General features: G+C 35.4%; 19 protein-coding genes. 9 read left to right on the forward strand and 10 right to left on the reverse strand.

What is annotated here, in order from left to right; all coding sequences use genetic code 11:
• Positions 1 to 5: 5 nt before the first annotated feature.
• Genes G7Y56_RS09460 through G7Y56_RS09475 form a run of 4 tightly spaced genes read left to right on the forward strand, consistent with a single transcriptional unit; the run spans position 6 to position 3,368 of the window.
• On the forward strand, positions 6 to 305 hold the full coding sequence (locus G7Y56_RS09460; protein ID WP_165042974.1) for a hypothetical protein: 300 nt from the start codon (positions 6 to 8) through the stop codon (positions 303 to 305).
• Positions 302 to 1,126, forward strand: coding sequence for a DUF6492 family protein (locus G7Y56_RS09465; RefSeq protein ID WP_165042976.1), 825 nt, complete (start codon positions 302 to 304; stop codon positions 1,124 to 1,126). The genes G7Y56_RS09460 and G7Y56_RS09465 overlap by 4 nt, the downstream gene beginning before the upstream one ends.
• A gap of 29 nt (positions 1,127 to 1,155) precedes the next feature.
• Positions 1,156 to 2,322: a glycosyltransferase gene (locus G7Y56_RS09470; RefSeq protein WP_165042978.1), complete on the forward strand. Its 1,167-nt coding sequence runs from the start codon at positions 1,156 to 1,158 to the stop codon at positions 2,320 to 2,322.
• Positions 2,319 to 3,368 (forward strand): glycosyltransferase family 1 protein, encoded by a 1,050-nt coding sequence (locus G7Y56_RS09475; protein WP_221412550.1) that lies wholly within the window; start codon positions 2,319 to 2,321, stop codon positions 3,366 to 3,368. The genes G7Y56_RS09470 and G7Y56_RS09475 overlap by 4 nt, the downstream gene beginning before the upstream one ends.
• Before the next feature lie 4 nt (positions 3,369 to 3,372).
• Here G7Y56_RS09475 and G7Y56_RS09480 read toward each other — a convergent pair whose 3' ends face one another.
• The 7 genes from G7Y56_RS09480 to fabD form a co-directional block, all read right to left on the reverse strand.
• Positions 3,373 to 4,626 carry a glycosyltransferase family 4 protein gene (locus tag G7Y56_RS09480; protein ID WP_165042980.1) on the reverse strand — a complete coding sequence of 418 codons (1,254 nt, stop codon included), beginning with the start codon at positions 4,624 to 4,626 and terminating at the stop codon, positions 3,373 to 3,375.
• A gap of 11 nt (positions 4,627 to 4,637) precedes the next feature.
• Positions 4,638 to 5,771 carry a glycosyltransferase family 1 protein gene (locus tag G7Y56_RS09485; protein WP_165042982.1) on the reverse strand — a complete coding sequence of 378 codons (1,134 nt, stop codon included), beginning with the start codon at positions 5,769 to 5,771 and terminating at the stop codon, positions 4,638 to 4,640.
• Between the two features lie 13 nt (positions 5,772 to 5,784).
• Complete coding sequence (locus G7Y56_RS09490) at positions 5,785 to 6,540, reverse strand: lipopolysaccharide kinase InaA family protein (protein WP_165042985.1); 756 nt, start codon at positions 6,538 to 6,540, stop codon at positions 5,785 to 5,787.
• Positions 6,541 to 6,551: 11 nt separating this feature from the next.
• The gene (locus G7Y56_RS09495; RefSeq protein WP_165023345.1) at positions 6,552 to 8,132 is read right to left on the reverse strand and encodes a peptide chain release factor 3; all 1,581 of its coding nucleotides are present in this window, start codon (positions 8,130 to 8,132) and stop codon (positions 6,552 to 6,554) included.
• A gap of 107 nt (positions 8,133 to 8,239) precedes the next feature.
• Positions 8,240 to 8,749, reverse strand: coding sequence for a hypothetical protein (locus tag G7Y56_RS09500; RefSeq protein WP_255498707.1), 510 nt, complete (start codon positions 8,747 to 8,749; stop codon positions 8,240 to 8,242).
• A gap of 83 nt (positions 8,750 to 8,832) precedes the next feature.
• Positions 8,833 to 9,720 carry a dTDP-4-dehydrorhamnose reductase gene (gene rfbD, locus G7Y56_RS09505; RefSeq protein ID WP_255498716.1) on the reverse strand — a complete coding sequence of 296 codons (888 nt, stop codon included), beginning with the start codon at positions 9,718 to 9,720 and terminating at the stop codon, positions 8,833 to 8,835.
• Positions 9,721 to 9,876: 156 nt separating this feature from the next.
• A complete protein-coding gene (fabD, locus tag G7Y56_RS09510) occupies positions 9,877 to 10,758 on the reverse strand; it encodes an ACP S-malonyltransferase (RefSeq protein WP_165042991.1) in 882 nt (293 codons plus the stop codon).
• 428 nt (positions 10,759 to 11,186) lie between these two features.
• Between fabD and G7Y56_RS09515 the strand changes: the two genes are divergently transcribed.
• From G7Y56_RS09515 to G7Y56_RS09525, 3 genes are read left to right on the forward strand one after another with little or no spacing between them, the layout of a single operon-like run.
• The gene (locus G7Y56_RS09515) at positions 11,187 to 12,104 is read left to right on the forward strand and encodes an RluA family pseudouridine synthase (RefSeq protein WP_165042993.1); all 918 of its coding nucleotides are present in this window, start codon (positions 11,187 to 11,189) and stop codon (positions 12,102 to 12,104) included.
• The gene (locus G7Y56_RS09520; RefSeq protein WP_165042995.1) at positions 12,097 to 12,651 is read left to right on the forward strand and encodes a helix-turn-helix domain-containing protein; all 555 of its coding nucleotides are present in this window, start codon (positions 12,097 to 12,099) and stop codon (positions 12,649 to 12,651) included. The genes G7Y56_RS09515 and G7Y56_RS09520 overlap by 8 nt, the downstream gene beginning before the upstream one ends.
• 48 nt (positions 12,652 to 12,699) lie before the next feature.
• Positions 12,700 to 14,346 (forward strand): AMP-binding protein, encoded by a 1,647-nt coding sequence (locus G7Y56_RS09525; protein WP_165042997.1) that lies wholly within the window; start codon positions 12,700 to 12,702, stop codon positions 14,344 to 14,346.
• 74 nt (positions 14,347 to 14,420) lie between these two features.
• Here the strand turns inward: G7Y56_RS09525 and G7Y56_RS09530 are convergent, their stop codons facing one another.
• Entirely contained in the window at positions 14,421 to 15,749 is a 1,329-nt protein-coding gene (locus G7Y56_RS09530) for a hypothetical protein (RefSeq protein WP_165042999.1), read from the reverse strand.
• 389 nt (positions 15,750 to 16,138) lie between these two features.
• Between G7Y56_RS09530 and secDF the strand changes: the two genes are divergently transcribed.
• Positions 16,139 to 19,069 carry a protein translocase subunit SecDF gene (secDF, locus tag G7Y56_RS09535; protein WP_165043001.1) on the forward strand — a complete coding sequence of 977 codons (2,931 nt, stop codon included), beginning with the start codon at positions 16,139 to 16,141 and terminating at the stop codon, positions 19,067 to 19,069.
• A 578-nt stretch (positions 19,070 to 19,647) separates the two neighbouring features.
• Positions 19,648 to 20,472, forward strand: coding sequence for a 4,5-DOPA dioxygenase extradiol (gene ygiD / locus G7Y56_RS09540; RefSeq protein WP_165043003.1), 825 nt, complete (start codon positions 19,648 to 19,650; stop codon positions 20,470 to 20,472).
• Between the two features lie 109 nt (positions 20,473 to 20,581).
• Here ygiD and G7Y56_RS09545 read toward each other — a convergent pair whose 3' ends face one another.
• Complete coding sequence (locus tag G7Y56_RS09545) at positions 20,582 to 21,718, reverse strand: glycoside hydrolase family 76 protein (protein WP_165043005.1); 1,137 nt, start codon at positions 21,716 to 21,718, stop codon at positions 20,582 to 20,584.
• Positions 21,719 to 21,800: 82 nt separating this feature from the next.
• Positions 21,801 to 23,738: a RagB/SusD family nutrient uptake outer membrane protein gene (locus G7Y56_RS09550; RefSeq protein ID WP_165043007.1), complete on the reverse strand. Its 1,938-nt coding sequence runs from the start codon at positions 23,736 to 23,738 to the stop codon at positions 21,801 to 21,803.
• Between the last annotated feature and the right edge of the window lie 2 nt (positions 23,739 to 23,740).

Genomic DNA, 23,740 nt, shown 5'->3' on the forward strand with positions numbered 1-23,740 from the left:
GTGAAATGAAACGTTATTATTCGCATTTTACTTTTATTTATCCGGATATTTACCTCAAAAATCATGTGGTTGAATTAGATTCAGAGAATAGAATTGTCAAATGTTTTCCATTCGAGAAGGAAATAGAAAAAACTGAGTTTTATTCGGGCTGGTTGATGTTTGTGCCGACAGAACTAAAAAGCTTCGATATCCGTTTGTTAAATAGAGAGGGTGGAAAAATAGGAGAGTTTGATCTACAAAATATAAATCAGGTCGTCAAAAACATTGGTTACAATATTTATTATGAAAACCATCAAATTTTATGAATAAGTTTGTATTATTACTGAAGTCATATAAAAAGGATTTTATAGATGCTAAAAGATTAGTACTATCAATTGAAAAACATAATATTGAAAAGATTCCTATATATTTATCCGTAAATGATGAAGATTATGACTATTTTAGAGATAATTTGCTTGTTTCTGACATTACTCTATTAAAAGATAGTGATATAATAAAAGTAAATATAAAAGATAAATGGAGATATCAGCAAATTGTAAAATCTCAATTTTATAGATTAAATGTTTGTAAAAACTATCTTTGTATAGATTCTGATAGTTTTTTCATTAGAGATTTCCGAGTAAGTGATTTTATGTATGATGAAAATACTCCTTATACAGTAATGCATGAAGCGAAATCGTTTCTAGATATGCTAGAGATTATAGGTATTGATTCAACGAAAAATTCATTTAAAGAACCAATAAAAGCTTTGCGCACAATATTTAATTCACCATCAGGTAAAGAATGGGATTTTGGACCATCTCCTTATATTTGGTCTACAAAAGTTTGGAAGCATTTAGCAGAAGTCTACTTAGTAGAAAGAGGCCTTACTTTTGAAGATTTTTTTACTGAGATAGATAAAATAACAATACCAGCAGAAGGTCTTATTTATGGAGAATATCTCTTGAAAACAAGGCTAATTGATATATTTCCTATTGAAGGTCTTTTTAAAGTGTACCACTTTAAAAAGCAATTCGATTTGGAGAAGAAATATTATGACATTGATCGTCTAAAGAAAAACTATATGGGGATAATTTTTCAAAGTAATTGGGCACATAAGAAACATAAATTTTGGAAGTTTTGGTAACTTTAATATTTATTCTAATTTGATTCAATATGAGTAGAATTCTTTTCTTCATGCCAGATAATCCATTAAATACAAATTCAGGAAATAAAAGCCGAGCAAAATCATTTTTGACTTATTTTAAGGAAAGAGGTTGTGAAGTCGATTTCTTTAGTGAAGTTCATTGGGGTGAGTGGACTAATGAAAATTTAGAAGAATTCAAAAAAAGCCAATTGGCAACGAATGTTTATCTTTTAGACCGTAAGTCTTCTAAACGTAACTTTATAAAATATAATTTTATAAAGTTAAAACAGATGCTAATAAATAAATTGCATGATATAGATACTCGCGATATACCTAATCACGCCACGAATTACCTCCTAAAGCAATTTTACAAAATAATAAAAAATAAGCAATATGATTATGTTGTAATAAATTATGTATCTTGGGCTCGCATGGTTATCGATAAATCGTATTTTAAAGGCGCAAAAACGATAATTGATACACATGATTTTATTACTTCTCAGCGTCAAAATGGCAATAAGAAGCATATTGGAGATACTTTTGCTGAAGAATTGAAACGCTTGAATTTGTTTGATGAGATATGGGCAATTTCTACTGAAGAGCATTATTTATTTGGCCAGTTTTTTCCGGAAAGAGTGAAGTGGATGCCAATGATGGCTGCTAGTAAAGCATGCGATCATGCCGCTATCTATAAATACGATATCATATATGTAGCTAGTGACAATCCTCATAATATTTCGTCGGTTCGGTGGTTTATGGAAAAAGTATATCCATTATTATCAGCAAATTTAAAGATAGTAGTTATTGGCAAAATAGGTAATTTTATAGAGGATAAGAGCAATATAGAGAAAGTCTTATTTGTTGAAGATCTAGACAACTATTATAAACAATCTAGAATTGCTATTTGCCCGATGCTATCAGGTACAGGTCTGAAAATAAAAATTGTGGAAGCAATGTCTTATGGTATTCCTGTTGTTTGCAACGAAAGAGGTTTAGATGGAATTCCCAATAAGATTGATAATGGTTGCATGGTTAGTAATGATCCTGAAATATTTGCTCATAACATACATTTATTATTGGCAGATGAGAATAAATATAATGAATATCGAACAAAATCCTTGGCTATTTTCAATGCTGCTTTTGACCAAAAGATAGTATATAAGAAATTAGACGAATTGTTTAAAATAAATAGATGAAAATAGTTTTAGATTGTGAGCGAATGAAGCACCCTTATACAGGCTTATTCGAATATTGTTACCAATTAGGTATTGCTTTGCGCCAAAGGGTTGTAGATAAAGACGATTTGATTTATTATGTCCCACAATCAGTGCAATATATGTTTGGTTCTAATAATAATTTTATAGAGCAAAGAAGCATAGATAAAATATTTTATCGAAACTTCAATGCTGATATATTGCATACGACTTATCAATTATCTCGATATATGGGAGGTAATAAGAATGTTAAGAGATTATTGACAATACATGATTTGAACTTTTTGTATGAAAAAAAGGCTCCATCAAAAGTTGCTAAATATCTAAAAAAAATGCAAGATAACATCAATAGATCTGATCATATTATAGCGATATCCAATTATGTAAAACAAGATGTACTTGATCATTTAGAAATAGGAAATAAACCGTTCGATGTTATTTATAACGGTTGTAATGTTTTGGAATTTGATACTTATGATACACCCATATATAAACCTAAAAAAGATTTTTTATTTTCAATAGGAACAGTTCTTCCCAAAAAGAATTTTCATGTATTACCTCGTATTTTGGTGGGTAATGATTATGAGTTGATTATAGCAGGAAGATCTGACGAAAATTATCAAAATAAAATAATAAAAGAAGCTAAACAATTTAATGTTGAGGATAGGGTCAAACTTATCGGATCAGTTTCTTATGAAGATAAATATTGGTACCTAAAGAATTGCTTGGCTTTTATGTTTCCTTCTATAGCTGAGGGCTTTGGTATTCCAGTGATAGAGGCTATGCATTTTGGCAAACCGACTTTCCTTTCTACTCACACATCTTTACCTGAAGTAGGAGGTAAAGATGCATATTATTTTCAAAATTTCGAACCCGAATATATGCAACAGCTTTTTAGGGACAGTTTAGAAGACTACTCTCAGAATGATCGGATAAAAGATATAAAAGAGCATGCATCATACTTTCGTTGGGACAGATGTGCGGATGAGTATTATAAAATATATCAGAAATTATACGAAAGCAAATAAGCTTTTAGTTCTTTAATGTTATATATTGAATCGCTTTTACAAATTTATCAACGATACTAGACCAGTTGTAATTCTCTTCAACATATGAATTTCCATTATTTGCAATGCATTTTTTATTTTCATCAGATAAATGCCAGATCTTGTTTAGTTGAGAACTGAATTCATCTTTGCCACAATATGTATATCCGGCTTTACTGATAGTTATATGAGCTTTTAAAACTTCGCATCCCTCGTTAGCCAAAACAGGTTTTCCCATAAGCATAGCTTCTAGAGTTACAGATGATAGACTTTCATGGAGAGATGGTATTATCAAAGCTTCGCAATTTTGTAAATAGAATACTTTTTCCTGATCATCAACAAATCCGAGATATATTATATCGTCAGAAGGTTTGACATCTGGCATGAAATTTTTGCCTATCATAACGAGTTTATGATTGCTATTATGGGTCTGTTTAAAATACTCAAAATATTCGATCATTTCTTTACATCCTTTATGTTCATGGATCCTGCCGATATAAATGAAATAAGGGTAATCAATAATCTTATCTTTATTATATTCAATATCAATTACTGGCTTGTCGAATCCGACACCTGCAATATCGTATTTAATATGTTTTGCTTCCGTATGGAGCGATTCTACCAGCTGCTTTTCTGCTAGTGAATTGTACATGATGAATCTAGGCAACGAGAATGTTTTATCGAAGCCGTTGAAATATAGTGTAGCTTCGTTATGAGCTATCGGAATTAAGATACTTTTTTCTCCTACTTCCAGCATACCTTTGTAGCTGAGGTAGTACAAATACCCGAAAAATATAAAACTTGTATATTCGTCTTTGTTTTTTCTAATATAATCGATTAATTTGGTACAGTGTGGCTCCTGATTTTCGATCCATTGTTCGAATAAAAGGTCTTGGGTTTTCCGAGGTCTGTATTTTATTTTTTTTATCAGTAAGGAAAAGAAATTATTCAGCCTGAATTTTTCGCCGCTATATATGCGGCTTTTGTGCAGATAACGAAAAGCCTTGTCATGCACCTTTATATCCGTTGTTTCAGATTCGAATCTGATGACCCTTATACCGTCAATGATACTTTCCCCTGCAGGATAATTATTTTTACCATTTTGGTCATTAAGGCATGTTGTTAATATGGTAAACTCATATTTATCTTTTAAGTGGTCTGCTATCAAAAAAGCATGTAATTCTAATCCTCCATTGATATCTTTGCCATATCTGGGAATTATTATTGCGATCTTATCCATCTCAGTGCTATTTATATTATTGATATAGGCGAAGGAGCTGAAATCTTCTTGTACACCTCCATCAAATCATCAGTACATTTTTGATCCGAGAATCGTTTTACGTATTCTATACCTTCTTGCACCATTTTTTCTTTTAAATTATTGTCATTCAATACGCTATCTATCTCGGTAGCTAGTTCGTTCTCATTATGCGGATCGATATATATAGAATGGGAACCTCCGGCTTCCTCCAGACACGACCCTTTGGCAGCTATCACAGGAACTTCCGAACTAAGAGCCTCTATAATAGGTATCCCGAATCCTTCGTAAAATGATGGATATATAAATATTTCGGACAATTGTAGTACTGCGGGAAGATCCTCTAGTGCTACATTACTTAATAAATGTACTCTGTCTTCCAATCCATGCTCAAGAGCATATTGTTTAACTTTCTCGGCATATTTACGTTGTTTACCAATAGCCACAAAGTGAATATTCGGTATAGATTTTAATGCTTTTACTATAAGAAGTATGTTTTTTCTTTCTTCAATGCTACCGATAGATAATAAGAATCTAGGAGGTAAATTGTACTTATCGATTACTTGCTGTTTTTTTGAGCCATCTACTCTGTTTCTGAAAATAGAAAAGCAACCTTGGTATACAACATCTATTTTATTCGGATCGGTTCCATAATATTCTATTATATCTCTTTTTGTACATTCGCTTACAGCCACAATTCTATCTGCAACTTTGCAGGCATAACGAGCCTTAATATTATATATATTTCGATCAATAACAGGGTAAAACTTTGGGTGTCTCAAGAATATAAGATCGTGTATTGTAACAATTGATTTAGCTCCACTCTTATTTATTTTATAAGGTAGTTCGTTACTTAATCCGTGGTATAGCGTAATATTTTCGTTCTTGATATCTTTTACAATGCCCAATGTTCTCCAGAATAATTTGAAGCCTTCTTTTACAAAAATCTTGACATTATTCCCTTTGGCGATTTCCGTATCTACTTTACCTACCGAAGGTTTAGGGCTAAACAGCTCATAGAAATTGTCTGGATAGAATTTTACAAGGTTGTTAATTACAAAACGACTATAGTTACCCAATCCTGTAAAATTCTGTGTTGCTCGTTTCGCATCAAATCCTATTTTCATTGTCCAGATTTATTTATTCAGCTATGTAAGGGCTTTCAAAGGGGTGTTTCCTATTGAAGAATTTCCAAAAGCGTTCTCTATATTTGAACGTTTTTTCAAGACATAATTTTTCATTAAAATGACGCGCTTTAGCATACTCTTTGATGAAAAATGTAATCATATCATCACTACCCCATAGTCGTCTGAAATTATGACAAGCAGTGTCGAGACTAATTTTCCCATCAAATTTCATCCTGTTGAGATCAACTAAGTAGAAGCTGTAATCTTCACCGTTCTTTTTGTATAGTATATTCCCTGATGAATAGTCGAGATGCAGCACTCTTTTTTTATGTAATTCAGCTGTAAATAATGCAAATTGACGGATAAGATTCTCACGTCCTTCCAAGGTTCCATGGCGCAACTCCTGCATTTTCCCGTCGAAGTCTTCATTTATAGATATGTAAGCACTTCTTTTGAGCAGAAATGCAAATTGCTGTTCCATATATGCCAATGGAGTAGGCGTATTGAATCCTCTTTCTTCAAGTTTATGAGCATATTTGTAAGAGCGCTCAGCTTTCGATTTTCTAAAAGTAGCATACATCAATTGATTGAAGAGATGTGGTTTTTGAAAAGATTTGACATTAACTCTCATTCCATTGACATCAAAAACTTTAATTATGTTGCGTGCAGCGAATATAGTTTCCCCAGATTCATTGAAAATCTCAGGCAACTTTATTATAAAGCTCTTTAATTCCTTTTTAAAATGTTTATTAATAACTACTTTTAGCATAGCTGTTTTGTTTAGAATTCAGAAGTAAAATGAAATTTTATGTCTTTGAAATCTTGTTGAGCCATCATTAGCAAATAGTTTGAATCAGCGAGGAATACATCCCGATCATTCTTATCTTTTGCCATATATTGAGCTTTACGCCTTTTAAAATCTTCCAATTGTTCAATGTTATCGCTTTCTATCCAGCAGGCTTTATATAGATTGATTGCTTCCCATCTACATTGCGCCCCATATTCGTGTAACAATCGGTATTGAATAACTTCGAATTGAAGTTGTCCCACAGTTCCTACAATCTTACGACCATTGAATTGATTTGTGAACAATTGAGCAACACCTTCGTCCATTAACTGATCGATACCTTTTTGAAGCTGTTTAGTCTTCATTGGGTCGGCATTCTCTATATATTTAAACATCTCAGGAGAGAAGCTAGGTAATCCTTTGAAATGTAGGTTTTCGCCAGATGTCAATGTGTCTCCAATCTTAAAATTACCTGTGTCGGGTAATCCGATAATATCGCCTGCGTAAGCCTCGTCTACAGTCTCTTTCTTTTGAGCCATAAATGCTGTAGGTGAAGAGAACTTCATTTGTCGGTTAAGACGTATATGTTTATAATTTACATTACGTTCAAACTTACCCGAGCATATTTTCACAAATGCAATACATGAACGGTGATTAGGGTCCATATTAGCATGTATCTTGAATATAAAACCACTGAAAGCATCTTCTTCCGGTCTGATCTCTCGCTCTATAGCTTCGATAGGGCGGGGTGAAGGCGCAATTTTCACAAAGCAGTCGAGTAATTCTTTTACTCCGAAATTATTTAAAGCAGAGCCAAAGAAAACCGGAGCTACTTTCCCCTGAAGATAAGTTTCTACATCCAATTCCGAGTACACACCGTCTATTAATTCTATATCGTCTCTTAGTTTGGCTGCTAATGTTTCTCCGATATGTTTTTCCAGATCAGGATTGTTTATATCTTTAAATCCAATTGATTCGGTGACAGTCTGTTTGCTTGGAGTATACAGATCGAGTTTCTGTTGGTAGATATTATAGACACCCTTAAATCGTTGTCCACTATCTATGGGCCAACTAAGAGGACGCACATTTATTTTTAGTTCCTCTTCCAGTTCATCGAGTAATTCGAAAGGGTCTTTACCCTCTCTGTCCATCTTGTTGATGAATATCATCACCGGGGTGTTACGCATACGGCAAACTTCCATTAGTTTGCGGGTTTGCGCTTCCACTCCTTTTGCCGAGTCAACAGCTATTATAACGCTATCCACAGCAGTAAGGGTTCTATATGTATCTTCAGCAAAGTCTTGGTGACCGGGTGTATCGAGTATATTTATCTTATATCCATCGTATTCGAATCCCATAACGGAAGTCGCAACAGAGATACCACGTTGTTTCTCAATTTCCATCCAGTCGGATGTCGCTGTCTTCTTTATTTTATTTGATTTTACGGCACCTGCTACGTGTATAGCTCCACCAAATAACAATAGCTTTTCGGTGAGTGTCGTTTTACCCGCATCGGGATGGCTAATGATCGCAAAAGTGCGTCTTTTATGTATTTCCTTTTCTAATTCGCTCATTACTATTTTTATGTATAGTACAAAGATAATAAAAAAAGGAAAAGCATCTACTGTAATTACAATAGATGCCTTTACTTAATACTTTAAGTTTGTATTTTTTTTAACAACTAGTCAGCTATGAATTTTAATTCAGGGCTTATCGAGTAGCTAATGGTTGAAGTGTCAGAAAATTCTACTTCTTCTCCTTTCAAGTTTTCATAGCTAAAATTGACTGTTTGTATTATTACTTTATTTGAATTGATTTGCGATGTAATTTGGCTGTAATATTCAACCATATCTTCATATGCAACAATAAGATTATCTACCAGATTGCCATTTCTATCATAACTCAACAGATATTCGGTTATTTCACCATCGGTAATAACTTGAATAGTAATGATCTTACCATTTTCATTCGAAAGTAAAGTCCTTCCCATTGACAGATAGCTGATATCATAATCCTTAAGATCCTTTATCTTATTTATCTGGAGACTGTCGTACTGCGCTATGCTTAAATGTGGCGGTTCCTTAAAATTTGGACTGTCGGGTTTGACATTTAACTTATCTTCGTTTAATTCTACATGGAGCTCTTCCGCCGTATTTTTATCCCCTGATTTAGTTTGGCAAGAGATCGTCAAAATTGAAATGAGTATAGCTGAAAAATAAATCTTTTTCATTTTAAGATTTAGATAGTATATTTATTATAAAGTTTATCTGTATATTAAGATAACAGTTCTCTAACACAAATGTTTAAACTTTCTTCCCAATTTGGGATAGTAATACCGAATGTCGTCTTTATTTTAGTTTTATCTAGCACGCTGTATTGCGGACGAGCAGCCTTGGTAGGGTATTGGTCGGTAGTGATCGGACTTACTTTACAAGTTGTGATACCTGCATCTTTGTGTATTGCTAGAGTAAAATCATACCAAGTGGTAATTCCTTCATTTGAGTAATGATATATACCGGCTTTAAAATCGTATGCTTCGCTATGATCCAATATTTTGATAATAGCTTTTGCTAAGTCGGCAGCATTTGTAGGAGTACCGGTCTGATCGGCAACAACATTAAGCGTATCCCTTTCTTGACCTAGCTTTATCATTGTTTTCACAAAGTTGTTTCCAAAGATAGAGTATAGCCATGCTGTACGGATGATGATTGAATCCGCACATGCATTCATCAGACGACTTTCTGCTTCTTGTTTTGATTTGCCATATACCGATTTAGGATTGACCGCATCTGTTTCGATATACGGTCTCGTATTTGTGCCGTCAAACACATAATCGGTAGACACATGGATTATTTTTGCTGCATTGTTTGTCGCTGCAATTCCTAGATTAATTACCGCATCTCTGTTGATCTTATAACATAATTCAGCATCATCTTCTGCTTTATCAACAGCAGTATAGGCAGCACAATTAATGATATATTTGATCTTGTTTTCTTTGATGAAAGTATCAATAGCTTTCAGATCGGTGATGTCCAGTGTATCTACATCTGTAAAAAAGAAACGAAAATTGTCTTCGTGATTATCGGCAATTCGTCTGATTTCACTACCTAGCTGACCGTTGGCTCCTGTTACAAGAATGTTTTTTTGAACTAGCTCAAACATAAATATGTTTTTAGCAGTTTCATCTTGATCGTCTGCTTGCTTATTTCCTGAAAAAAATGCCATAATACAGAGTTTTTATATTATATATAAAATAAGTTGAAAATAAATGATGTCATTAATTTTCAACTTATCCTTAAATCTGAAAATTATAATTTCTTATTGTTTCCCGCTAGTTACAATGTCTTTAGCTATTTTCTTAACCAAGCCTTGCAATACACTACCGGGTCCGAGTTCTATAAATTCTGTTGCACCGTCTGCCACCATATGTTCAACCGATTGAGTCCATTTTACAGGAGCAGTTAATTGAGCAATCAAGTTTGCTTTTATAGTTGTAGGGTCTGTTTCTGCTATAGTGCTTACATTCTGATAAACAGGACATATCGGAGTAGCAAATTCGGTCGAGTTGATCGCTTCCGATAATTCTACTTTAGCCGGTTCCATTAATGGTGAATGGAATGCACCACCTACTTTAAGTTTCAAGGCACGTTTAGCTCCCGCAGCAAGTAATAGTTCACATGCTTTGTCGATACCTTTATCCGAGCCCGAAATTACAATTTGTCCAGGGCAGTTGTAGTTTGCCGGTACTACTACCTCGTCGGTAATAGAAGCACATATTTCTTCTACTTTCTCATCAGCTAAAGCAAGTACGGCAGCCATTGTAGATGGGTTCATTTCACATGCTTTTTGCATAGCAAGAGCACGTTTGTAAACAAGTTTTAATCCATCTTCGAATGATAGTGCGTTAGCAGCTACCAATGCCGAAAACTCACCAAGGGAATGGCCTGCAACCATATTTGGCTGGAAATCTGCTCCCATAGTTTTTGCTAATATTACCGAATGAAGAAATATAGCAGGTTGAGTTACTTTTGTTTGGCGAAGATCTTCGTCTGTTCCTTCAAACATTAGATCTGTGATACGAAAACCAAGAATTTCGTTTGCTTTTTCAAACATTTCTTTAGCAAGAGGAGATGTTTCGTACAAATCTTTGCCCATTCCTACAAATTGAGCTCCCTGACCTGGAAATACAAATGCTTTCATTTTATATAGTCTAAATTATTAATTATAAGTGTTTAAGGTCATAGACCTCTTGATCTTATTTTTAAGTATTTCACTGTAAACTTATTTAAAATAAATGTGTAGTGTCAAATTAGTTTACAATACTAAAACCGGCTGCAAAATTAGTAAAAAAATGATAATATAGATAATATTAGAGAATGAAGTTTTTCTTCCCAAGTACGCAGTGTAAACAAATGGCAAGAAGTTGATAATAAATTAACTTATGTTTAACTGATCTGTTGGCTGTAATTATTTAAGGAAGCAATTATTCGGCAGAATTTCATTCGCTGGAATAGAATAGCTCAGAAACGTCTTATTCTTGCCAATCATACGATTATTAAAGAAAATATAATATCGGTAATAATTTAAAAACACTTATCTTTGTTGCTATAATTTATGCAAAAAATAGAATGAGAACTAACTCCAGAGATAAAGCCTTACAGGAAATAAAAGTGTCAGAACCAAGTCAGTTACTAGAGTTTCTTGTAAATAAGAATGTTCGTAAAAGTCGTACTGCTGCAAAATCGCTACTAGCTCACAAACAAATAAGGATAAATGGTAAATTGATTACTCAATTCGACTTTGAGTTGAAAGAGGGTGATATGGTGGCTATAATGAAATACGATCAGAGTCGTAAGGAGAAAAGGCTCAAAGGTCTTAAAATTGTTTACGAAGACGATTATATAGTTATTGTCGACAAAGAAGTCGGCCTTCTATCGGTATCTACCGAAAGGGAGAAATTACGTACCGCTTTTGGTATATTGAACGAATATGTGAAAAAGCAGAATAAGCAATCGCGTGTATATGTACTTCATCGCCTCGATAGGGAAGCGTCAGGTCTGATGGCTTTTTCTAAAGATCAGGATATACAAAGCCAGTTTCAGAAAAACTGGGATAAATTCGTGCCTGTTTATACCTATACAGCTGTGGTAGAAGGTGAAGTTAATCCTAAGAACGGTACAATTGTGTCTTGGCTTACCGAGAACAAGAACTATCAGGTATTTTCTACTTCGTTCGATAATGGCGGATTAAAGTCTGTGACTCATTATAAAACGGTGAAAGTTGGTGGTCGTTACTCGTTAGTCAATTTTAATCTCGAAACCCGTCGTAAAAACCAACTTCGTGCCCAAATGCAACAATTGGGGCACCCTGTAGTAGGGGATAAAAAATATGGTGCTGCAAATAAACCTATCAAGCGGATAGCACTTCATGCTCAGGATATGGCTATTAAGCATCCTGTAACAGGAGAAATGCTTGAATTTAAAAGTCCTATACCAAAAACGTTATTGGAATTATTAACTGATAATACTAAAATAAAACATGAGTGATGAAATTAGACAAATAGGTCAGCGATTAGCAGGCTTACGTGAAGCCCTAGATCTGTCTGCCGAAGATTTCGCTTCATCGTGTAATATTCCTTTGGAGGAATACAAAAAATACGAATCGGGCGAAAAAGATTTAACGATTAGTGTGCTTAAAGGGATATCGACAAAGTATAATGTCGATGTTTCTGTTTTGATGTTTGCCGATGAGCCTCGAATGAGCAGTTATTTCCTTACGCGAAAAGGAAAAGGGCTGGCAGTTAAAAGGGTAGAGGACTACCAATATCAGACATTGGCCGGAGGATTTAATAACCGTAAGGCAGAAGTGTTTGAAGTAACGGTGGAGCCTAAAAGCGAAGCGGTTGAAGTCCATCATAGTTCGCATGCAGGTCAGGAGTTTAATTTAGTTCTCGAAGGGCGTATGATGTTAGAAATAAATGGGAAACAACTTATTCTGGAGACAGGAGATAGTGTTTATTTCGATTCTAGTCTGCCTCATGGCATGAAGGCATTAGATGGAACAACAGTACGCTTTATAGCTGTTGTTTTGTAATTTTATAAATATAGTACAACTGATTTGTTTTATAAATACTAGAATATAATGTTAGAAAAATTCTTAAAACAAACAACTTTTACATCGACTGACGATTTCAAAAATAACTATCATGTTCATATTCCCGATAATTTCAATTTCGGATACGATGTTGTCGATGAATGGGCGAAAACCCATCCCGATAAAAAAGCCATTTGTTGGGTAAACGATAAGGGTGAGCATGTCGATTTTACATTTGCTCATATTAAAGATCAGAGTGATAGGGCTGCATCTTATTTCCAATCGCTCGGTATCGGTCGCGGAGATATGGTGATGCTGGTTTTGAAGCGTAGATACGAATTTTGGTTTGCTATAATAGGTTTACACAAGATTGGTGCTATTGCAATTCCGGCTACCCATTTGCTGACTAAAAAAGATATAGTATATCGCAATAATGCCGCAGGTATAAAGGCAATAGTGAGTACGGACGATGGTGTTGTGATTGAACACGTTAATGAGGCTATGGCCGAATCGCCAACAATTAAACATCGCATAGTCTGTGGAGATCGTATTTCTGAAGGATGGGACGACTTTCATAAAGGGCTTCGTTTTGCCAAACCGTTTGTTAAACCTGAACAGGTGAATGTGAATGACGATATTTCGTTATTATATTTTACTTCCGGTACTACAGGTGAGCCGAAGATGGTAGTTCATGATTTCACATATCCTTTGGGGCATATAGTTACCGCCAAATACTGGCATAACCTGAACGAGGATAGTTTGCATCTTACTGTAGCTGATACAGGATGGGCTAAAGCTGTTTGGGGGAAATTATACGGACAATGGATTGCCGGAGCATGTATTTTTGTATACGATCATGAAAAATTCAATCCTGAATCTATGCTCCGTCTTATCGAACAATATAAGATAACTTCATTTTGTGCACCTCCTACGGTGTATCGGTTTATGATACGTGAGGATTTGTCAAAATTCGATTTATCATCACTCAAATATTGTACTACTGCGGGTGAAGCATTGAATCCATCGGTGTTTGAAGCTTTTTATCAAGGTACGGGCATTAAAATGATGGAGGCTTTCGGGCAGACAGAGACTACGCCTACTATTATAACTTTTCCTTGGATGGAACCTAAGCCGGGAGCTATGGGTGTACCTAATCCTGCTTATGATATGGATTTAATTCACGCTGATGGTCGTTCGGCAGAAGATGGTGAAATAGGAGAGGTTGTCATTAAAACAGATAAGTGGAGACCTTTAGGTCTTTTCAAAGGTTATTATCGTGATGAAGCTCTTACTAATCAGGTGTATTCGGATGATGTGTATCATACGGGAGATGTAGCATGGCGAGACGAAGATGGTTTCTACTGGTTCGTTGGTCGTATGGATGATGTGATTAAGAGTTCGGGTTATCGTATCGGACCATTTGAGGTGGAAAGTGCTTTGATGACACATCCGGCTGTTGTAGAATGTGCTATAACCGGTGTTCCCGACGAAATAAGGGGTCAGTTGGTGAAAGCAACTATCGTTCTAGCTAAAAACTATAAAGATAAAGCGGGGGAGAATCTTGTAAGAGAAATACAAGAACATGTTAAGAAAGTAACAGCTCCTTATAAATACCCACGTATAATAGAATTTGTAGATGAATTACCTAAAACTATAAGTGGTAAAATAAAGCGGGCAGAGATCAGACGATCGTAAATTTTGCTCGTTGATAGATACAAAGAAGCCTGTTTAAATATTACTTAAGCAGGCTTTTCTTGTATCGAGTATGTTTAAATATTTTTTCTTCTTCTTAATCTTGATAGAATAATCGATAAGCAGACACCTATTACCAAAAAGCCATAAAGTAAAAATGGCATATACCAGATGATTCTGTCAAGGCTATGTTTTGATACATGCTCGGTGAAGATTACAATCCAGGAAATTGGAGCTAAAGATGATAGTAGGGTGGTGACCAATAGTGCTTTACTCTTACTCTTATTGGTCGTGTCTATTTTCTTAGAAAGGAAATAAAGCGAGATGCACATAATAAGCACAATAAGGATAGTTGTGAAAAGAGTTAATGTGATATTGTAAACGCTATGACCCCATATAACAAGATCTATACCAAATAAATGTTCATTTAGAATCTCTTGTATTGTTGGGGGAAATTCGTCTACATCTAATGATGATCTTCTCGTAAATGCATGTATTAAATATTCAATACCTTTAGCATAAGAACCTTCAATTGATTTTATCTGATTTATTAGCAAAAATACTTCTGCTAAAAGAGCCGTGACAGAGCAGATTATCGTTTTGCAAATGAATATAAAAGTAGTCTTTATCTTTTTTTTCTCTAAAATATGATAATATATAATAGGGCATAGTATAGCAGCCAATGTAGGCGTTATGTATTCAAAACCAGTAAAGAAGCATTTTGCAAAGACGGAAATAAATAAAAATGCGAGAGTTTTATTTTCCGAATATCTTCCCGGGCTTTTATTATTTCGTTCGAGAATCAGGAGCATTGTAAGAAAAGGTATATAATAGCTCCATAAAGTCCACCATAAACTAAAAGCGAAGTTATGAATGATTGGCGAAAACAGTAATAAGAGGAAAGTAATAAAGCTGCTTAGTAATCCATAATTACGATAGCACCATCCCAAAAATAAGATAAAGCAGAATGCTAAAAGGCATATATTGATAGCTCTATATATTCTTATTTTAACCTCATTTTTGAAAGGTAGTATCTTTTGCAGTACACTATAAGACAAGCCTTGTCCTCCACTTTGGCTATAATATGCAGCAAATTTATCTCCGGGCATTTTTCGATCGGTCAGGTAGTAATCGTATTTTTCGTTTACTTCCTTCATATAGTCATAGTTCATCTTAGCGATACTATCGCGAGTGGGATGAGCAGATCCCGGCAAGCCACCGTAGCTTAATATTCCCTGATATGTAGCTGCATCTAATCTGCCAATAACAAACATTTCGTCCGATCGGTCGAATGTGGTGTAGTATTTGGCTGCTATACCTAAAAAATTGGTAGAGTAGCTAAAAAAGAAAATGATGAATAGTGCTGATAAATATATTGTTGTTCTTATTCTATGGTTTTTTTTCATTATAAAGCCTATGTGAAATCGTAAGATGCAAAAATATATATTATTTTCTCACAACAATGACTCCTGACGCGAAAATCGTTTTAGCTTAACTTGGCGTAGTATTTAAGTTTAAATTGATAAATCGGCAAAATGGTCTGATTATTCTGTAGATAACACTATGTTTAAGTACCAGCTATTACTTGTTAAAAAGCCTGCTTACATTTAAAACTTCTTTTCGTTTTATTATGATTTGTAAAGAATAAAAGATTATATTTGCACGCCTGAAACTGTGTGTATGTCTATGATTTATGCGGAATTAAGATTCTCAACCATTGGAAAGCACTATTATACAGGACTCATTTATAGTGGAATAGTAATAAATATTTAAATAACAAAAAGTAAATTCTAAGATGCAAAACAAAGGCTTTGTAATGACATTTGCCATTCTGTTGACATTGGTTTGCTGCTTCTATTTGTCGTTTTCTTTTGTAACAAGAAGTTATGACAAAAAAGCAGAAGCATATGCAGCAGCGTATGCCACAGAAAAAGCAAATGGCGATACTGATCTGTACAATGAATTGTATAACAAGCAGTATAGTTATTATTTAGACTCAATGTCTACCGAGAAAGTATGGTTCAATTTCACAGATTCAGTTGGTTATTCTCTTAAAGAATGCCGCGAAAGAGAGATTGGTTTAGGACTAGACCTTAAAGGTGGTATGAGTGTTATTGTCGAGGTAGATGCAGCAGCAGTACTTCGTTCACTAGGTGATGTCGATAATCAGGCTTTCATTACAGCTTTGAATGAAGCTTCTGAAGAAAACCGTACAGGCAGTAACAAAGATTATATCTCAATATTTGTAGATAAGTTTACAAAAGCAAATGGCAACAATAAACTTGCTGGTATTTTCAGTACGAAACTTATCGATAGAGTTACAGCTACAGATGATGATAAGCATGTTATTGCTGTACTTAGAGAAGAGCTTCAAAGTGTAGCCGATAACTCATTTAATGTACTTCGTACACGTATCGACCGTTTCGGGGTGGTAGCACCTAATATACAGAAATTAGATCGTGCAGAACGTATTATGATTGAGCTACCGGGGATTAAAGAACCGGACCGTGTAAGGAAACTATTACAAGGTAGTGCAAATCTTGAGTTCTGGAAAACATATAGTGCAACAGAAATACAAGGAGATTTAAATGCCTTGGATATGGCGTCGAGAAACGCTCTGGCTTTAAATGCTACAGTTGACTCTCTAGCAGCAACAGATTCTTTAGCTGCTCCTGTTAAACTAGGATTTACTAAACCTTTAAAAGACTACCTGATCACTTTTAACGGAGGTCCTGTAGTTGGTGTGGCTCACAAAAGTGATACAGCAGCAATTAATGACATCCTATATAGATTCAGAAATGAAACAGGTAAACCTGATTTAAAGTTTGCTTGGGGTTTCAAAGCAGAGGATTTGAAAGAAACTCAGTTTTACCTATATGCACTTCGCGGAGGTGTTAAAAACGAAGCTGCTCTGGATGGTAGTTCTGTCGTTTCGGCTAAAGCTGACCAATCACAAAAAGGATCTGCTTGGGAAGTTAGCATGCAAATGAACTCTCAGGGTGCTCAACGTTGGGCTGCAATCACAGGTGCTGAAATAGGCAAGAGTATTGCTATTGTACTGGACGGACATGTATATTCCGCACCTAATGTAGGTGTTAAGATAGAAGATGGACGCTCTCAGATTACGGGTAATTTTACTGTTGAGGATGCGAAAGACTTAGAGAACGTTTTGAAATCGGGTAAAATGAAAGCCGGAGTTCATATCGTTCAAGAAGATATAGTAGGACCTTCTCTTGGAGAAGAAGCTATTGATGCGGGTATCATATCATTTGTATTGGCACTGGTATTGCTTATGGCATACATGTGTTTAGCTTATGGTCTTATACCGGGATTAGTTGCTAATACGGCATTGATTCTTAATTTATTCTTTACGATGGGTATTCTGGCATCATTCGGTGCTGTGATGACATTGCCTGGAATAACGGGACTTGTACTTACACTGGCTATGGCAGTCGACGCTAACGTACTTATCTATGAGCGTACGAAAGAAGAGTTAAGAGCCGGCAAAAATGTTCGGGTAGCATTGATGGATGGTTATAAAAATGCTTTTTCAGCTATTTTTGATGCCAATGTTTCGCAAATCATAACAGGTGTTATCCTTATATACTTTGGTACAGGTGCTGTACAAGGATTTGCTACTACATTAATTATCGGTATTATAGCATCGTTCTTTACTGCTGTATTTATGACTCGTATGTTCTACGATTATATGTTATCGAAAGGCAAACTTCGTAATATGACATTTACTACTCCGATTACTAAAAACCTATTTGTAAATACTAAGATTAATTTCTTGGGTATGACAAAGAAAGCATATATTATATCGGGTATTATCGTTGTAGCGGGTATCGGGTCTTTATTCTATAATGGTTTGAACAAAGGTATTGACTTCACAGGTGGACGTAATTATTTAGTACGTTTCGACACGAATGTGAATGCCAATGATGTAGAAAAGGCTTTGATTCCGGAATTTGAAGGATCAACAGTTCGTGTATTGACAAGTGGATCAGCTAGCCAGGCTTCAACATCGAGTCAGGTACGTATTACAACAAACTATAAAATTGATGTTCCTGGTGATTCGGTAGAGACTGAAATCAGAGCTAAGATGACAAGTGCATTGAAGAATGATTTAGCTCCGAATACTACAATTGATAATTATATTCAAAGTTCACAACGTGTAGGACCAAGTGTCGCAGACGACTTGAAGACTGCTGCCAGCGTAGCTGTAGTTGTAGCCGTTATCTGTATGGCTCTCTATATCCTGCTTCGTTTCCGCGATGTAGCCTTCTCTGTAGGTACATTTGTAGCTGTAGCACATGATGCTGCTATTGTAATCTTCTTGTATTCGTTGATGTACAAGTTTATGCCATTCTCGATGGAAATCGACCAGGCATTTATAGCGGCAATATTGACGGTGGTTGGTTATTCAATTAATGATAAGGTTGTTATTTTTGACCGTATTCGTGAATTGAGACATCTATATCCGAAACGTGATGTTACTGAATCTATTAACGAGGCATTGAACTCTACATTAGGACGTACAGTGAATACATCATTAAGTTCGTTATTGGTAGTATTCTGTATATTCTTACTGGGTGGTGATACTATTCGTAGCTTTACGTTTGCTATCTTTATCGGTATCTTTATCGGTACTTATTCGTCAGTATTCATTGCAACTCCTGTTGCATGGACAATGTTGAAAAAGAAACAAGAACAAGGAAAGTAAATAAAATCTGATTACTTTATATAAAAGCGAGGCTGTCCAGTTGATATGGACAGCCTCGCTTATTTTATTATACAACTCATTTGATAAACTAGCTATTGTATTTGACGGAAACGCTGTAATCAGACAGGGAGTTTATTCTTTCTATCTTCTACAGATAATCTTTCTGAATTTATATTTTTCAAGTTCATAATAAAATGGGATATAGACTTGTGGATACTATATCTCAAATATCTTAGTAAGAATCTATCACTCATGCTTTTTTATTTTTAATGATTACTTGTGGATTTGTAATTATGAAGAGGAATTAAATAAAATTCCAATAACCTGAATCTTATAGTTCTGGTTTAATGTATGATTTTATTTTATTGAAAATTACTAATAAAACTAAACTTCTTTTTGTCCTCTTTGTATATTAAACATATAGAATTAGTTATATGTTCATGGTTGTCTTTCTTTTAACAAGTGGAGATGAGATATAAAAATATTTTATCAAAAACCCAAAAGTGAAAAACAAGAATATCGTATCTTTGTTAGTACTTAAATATTCACAGAATTATTCTAATTAATATATAACTGAAATGATTGATTTTCAACAAATACTCCCTTTGGAGAATACACATTCTATGCCTGTTCTATTTGTAGGACATGGCTCTCCGATGAATGCAATTGAAAACAATCTGTTTACAGATGAATGGATCCGTCTCGGGAAAGAATTGCCTCGTCCCAAAGCTATACTTTGTATTTCAGCTCATTGGGAGACAGGCGGAACTTTTGTTACAGCAATGGAAAAGCCAAAGACAATTCACGATTTCGGTGGATTTCCACAGGAACTCTATGCGCAGCAATATCCGGCTGAAGGATTACCTCTTCTGGGTGAAACAATACGCCGTGAGGTAAAAGATATAGAGATAGGGGATGATTATGACTGGGGATTAGATCATGGAAGTTGGAGCTTTCTTAAACACATGTACCCCGAAGCGGATATTCCTGTGGTTGAATTGAGTATCGACTTTACAAAGGGACTTCAATATCAATATGATCTAGCAAAGGAATTGCGATTTCTTCGTCAAAAGGGAGTTCTAATAATAGGGAGTGGTAATATGGTTCATAATTTGCGTATGCTGCGTATTGGGGAAGCTGGTTTCAATGCCGAATACGGTTATGATTGGGCGATGGAATTGAATCAACTATTTAAGGAGAAGATTTTAGCAGGTGATCATAAATCACTAATAGAATATCATAAACTTTCTAAATCAGCACTTTTAGCTATACCTAGCGAAGAACATTATATTCCGCTCTTATATGCATTAGCTTTGCAAACTGAAAATGATGAGGTGAAATTGTTTAACGATAGAGTTATAGCGGGTTCATTATCGATGACTTCCCTTATTATAGGGAATTGAAAGAATAAGAGGAAACCATACAAAAAAACGTGCCATTTTTATGTGACACGTTTTGAAAAATAATTGTTAAGAACTAATTAAAACATAGAGAAATGCATTTTATATTGTCTTATTTCGGAGAAATAACTTGCATTAATGCCGGACATCCACTTGCGTCATAAACTTCCAGCATGCCCGTAGGGCAAGGCACATTGAAATTCTTATACGTTAGATTCCTTTTATCCTTGTTTGCCCATCCTTTGTTTATATTGTAGCGCAACCATTCATTATATTGTGGTTGGTTACAATCCTCTATAAGCCTGATTACATATTGCGCAAATATAGCAGTGTAGATTCCTTGCTCTATCCCTGTTTTAAATGGAAGTATGCCATCTTTACCCGACATTACGTTTTTAGTATAATCTGTAGCCAGAATAGCGTCATTCAGATATGTTTTATCACCTGTTTCTTTATACAGCATTACAGCTGCCCCGATACATGTCGCCTGATTATACACTTGTGTTGTCCAGTTAGTTGGTTCTTCTTTATATTTATGATCACCTACTTTACCGTCTTTTGCATCGAACAGTTTATCCTGAGACCAACTGAATATTTCCTTTGCCTTATCAAGATATGAAGGTTCTTTAGTTATATTATAAAGTGTCATGGCAGCTACTACCGTAGGATAGTTTATGCATGCTGTTTTACCTCTCTGGTCGTCTTTCCATCCCCAATACATTCCTCCATTGACAGGATCGTAAGAACCGGTATCTCCAACTACCGGGCTACCTTCCCATACACGTTTGAATCCCGAAATTGAAAGGTCTAAATATTTCTGGTCTTTTGTTATTTCATAAGCTCTGGCCAGCGATATAACCCACCACATAATATCATCGTAGATAAACCATTCGACATCGTTGTTCCAGTTGTATTTGTCATATTTGTTATATCCTCCCTGATAAATATCATCAATCAATTTGAGGTATTTTTCATCTTTAGTCCTCTTGTAAGCGTTCATTACCATATCCCAGTAGATGGCTTGCGTCCAGATTGCTGCAACACCTCGCTTGTCGCTGGTAGTGTAATACAACTGCATATCTTTGTTGTAGAAGTTTAGATTGAAAGCGTCTATGGCTTCAGTTGCATCCTTGGTGGTAAACTCTGCTGGTTGGTTAGGTACAGGTATATCAACATTGTTGTCATTCGAACCAGAACAGTTTATGATTGATGGTACAAATAGTATTAAAAAGAATATTTTTTTTATCATAGCGAATAGTTTATATGTTTATCAATAAATAGGGGCAGGAAGAATACCCCTATTTATTACAATTGTAATATAAAAAAATCAATTACCAGCCCATATTCTGAGTAAGTGCTCTATTTATATTTATATCTTTCTCGGGAATAGGGAAAAAGTAATGTTTCTTTTGAAATATTCGGTTTTCAACTACAGTCCTTTCGTAAAACTCATCCCCGTCTTTGGCTATATTCATACCATGTATCGGTCTGTTCTGCGTTTCTTCTGCGATACCCCATCTTCTGACATCAAAATATCGGGCACACTCGAATGCTAGTTCAACACGGCGTTCATCTCTTATTGCCTGACGCATATCAGATGGAATAGGCAGAGCATTCGATCCTGTTCCATATTGAGGAACTCCGGCTCTCTCACGAATATAATTCACGTATTTCAAAATATTAGGATTCGAAGGTTCACTCTCGTTCAGGGCCTCTGCATAATCTAAATAAATCTGGGCTAAACGAAGCAAAATACAAATTCTGTCGCCATTACCCCAAGGGCCGAGAGGTGCGGTTTTGCGGACTACATATCCTGTTTTCGAATAGTCGTTCGAATTGCCGATTCCTTTTCCCGAGTTACCTGTAAAGTTGAAGTATGAATATACATCGCCTTCTCCATCATACAACCATTTTTGTCCTGAAAATGTAATATCGGCATAGAAGCGTGGTTCTCTGTTTGCCCATGCTTTAAGAACTCCCTTAGGAGCGAAAATACGACCTGTAACAGGGTCTAAATAATCTTCCGTAGTGAATCCATTGTCAACATATCCTGAAGCCGGATTGATAATGGGAGTTTTATAATCAGATTGGTATCCGGTAATAGGCTTTATTCCATTAGCCATAGCATAAGCATCTACTATTTCTTGTACAGCGCCACAACCGCCCGATGCTGTATAGTTACCCGGGTAGCCAAAGTGTTTAGGGGTTCTGTCGTATTGCATAGTACTGGCGTTACATTCTTGTCTGAAGAATATCATTTCTCTGGAAGATGACCTCGAATCAAAATTAGTAAGGTCGTTTTTATTTCCTCTTACAGCTTCACGATATGATAAATAGGGGTCTAAAGCGCCGTCTGTATATACTTTTGTCAGTCCATAGTTTTGACCATCATATTTTGTTAAAAACTCTTCGGCTTCTTTAGCCGCTGCAGCCCATAGTTGCTTTTTCTCACCTTCGCTATAATTTGGAAATAGTTTTTTACCATCGGGATTTGCCATCGATGAATAATATTCGTTGCTCCCATTAAATAAATGACTTGCTGCCAGCATTCTGGTTTGAATTTTAAATGCTTTGGCTATAGCCTGATCTATATGGCCAAGACCTTTTTCAGTTACACTTACGTTAGAGCTTGTCTTAATATTGTCAATAAGACCATTATCCATGGCTGTCTGCAATTCGGAGAGAATATAATTTGCTACTTCTTCTACACTGTTTCGAGGGATTTGTAGATCAGCACTACTAGCCTGTTCCGACAATGGTGTGTTTATAATAGGTACAGGGCCATATAGTCTAAACAAATAATAATAATAAATGGCTCTTACAGCTCTCGCTTCAGCAGTCCATTGTTCAAGATCGCCTGCCGATAGAACTTCACATAGATGAGCATTTTCGATAAATAGCGTAGCTACACGTATTCCTTTATAATATCTACTCCAATAGTCCCAAACAAAACCTGTAGAAGGCGTCAGGGATCCGTTATTAATAGTATTGGCACCATTGCCATCCCATACATATTCTGCTTCATCTGAGCCTGCTGTCCAAGCTCCGGATGTACCTTGTCCGTTTCCGCGGGCAACATCCCGCTGTTGAAACTCGTCCGGCATGAATGTATATGCTGTATTTAAGTATCTCAAAGTGGTTTCTCGTGTTTCAAAAACTTTATCGAGAGTGAGGAGATCATTTGGTACCTGATCAAGATAATCGTTGCACGAATTTGATCCGAGTAGCAACACGATTCCTATTAAGAATATTGTTAATGTTTTTTTCATAA

This window comes from Dysgonomonas sp. ZJ709 (assembly GCF_011039195.1).
GTDB lineage: Bacteria > Bacteroidota > Bacteroidia > Bacteroidales > Dysgonomonadaceae > Dysgonomonas.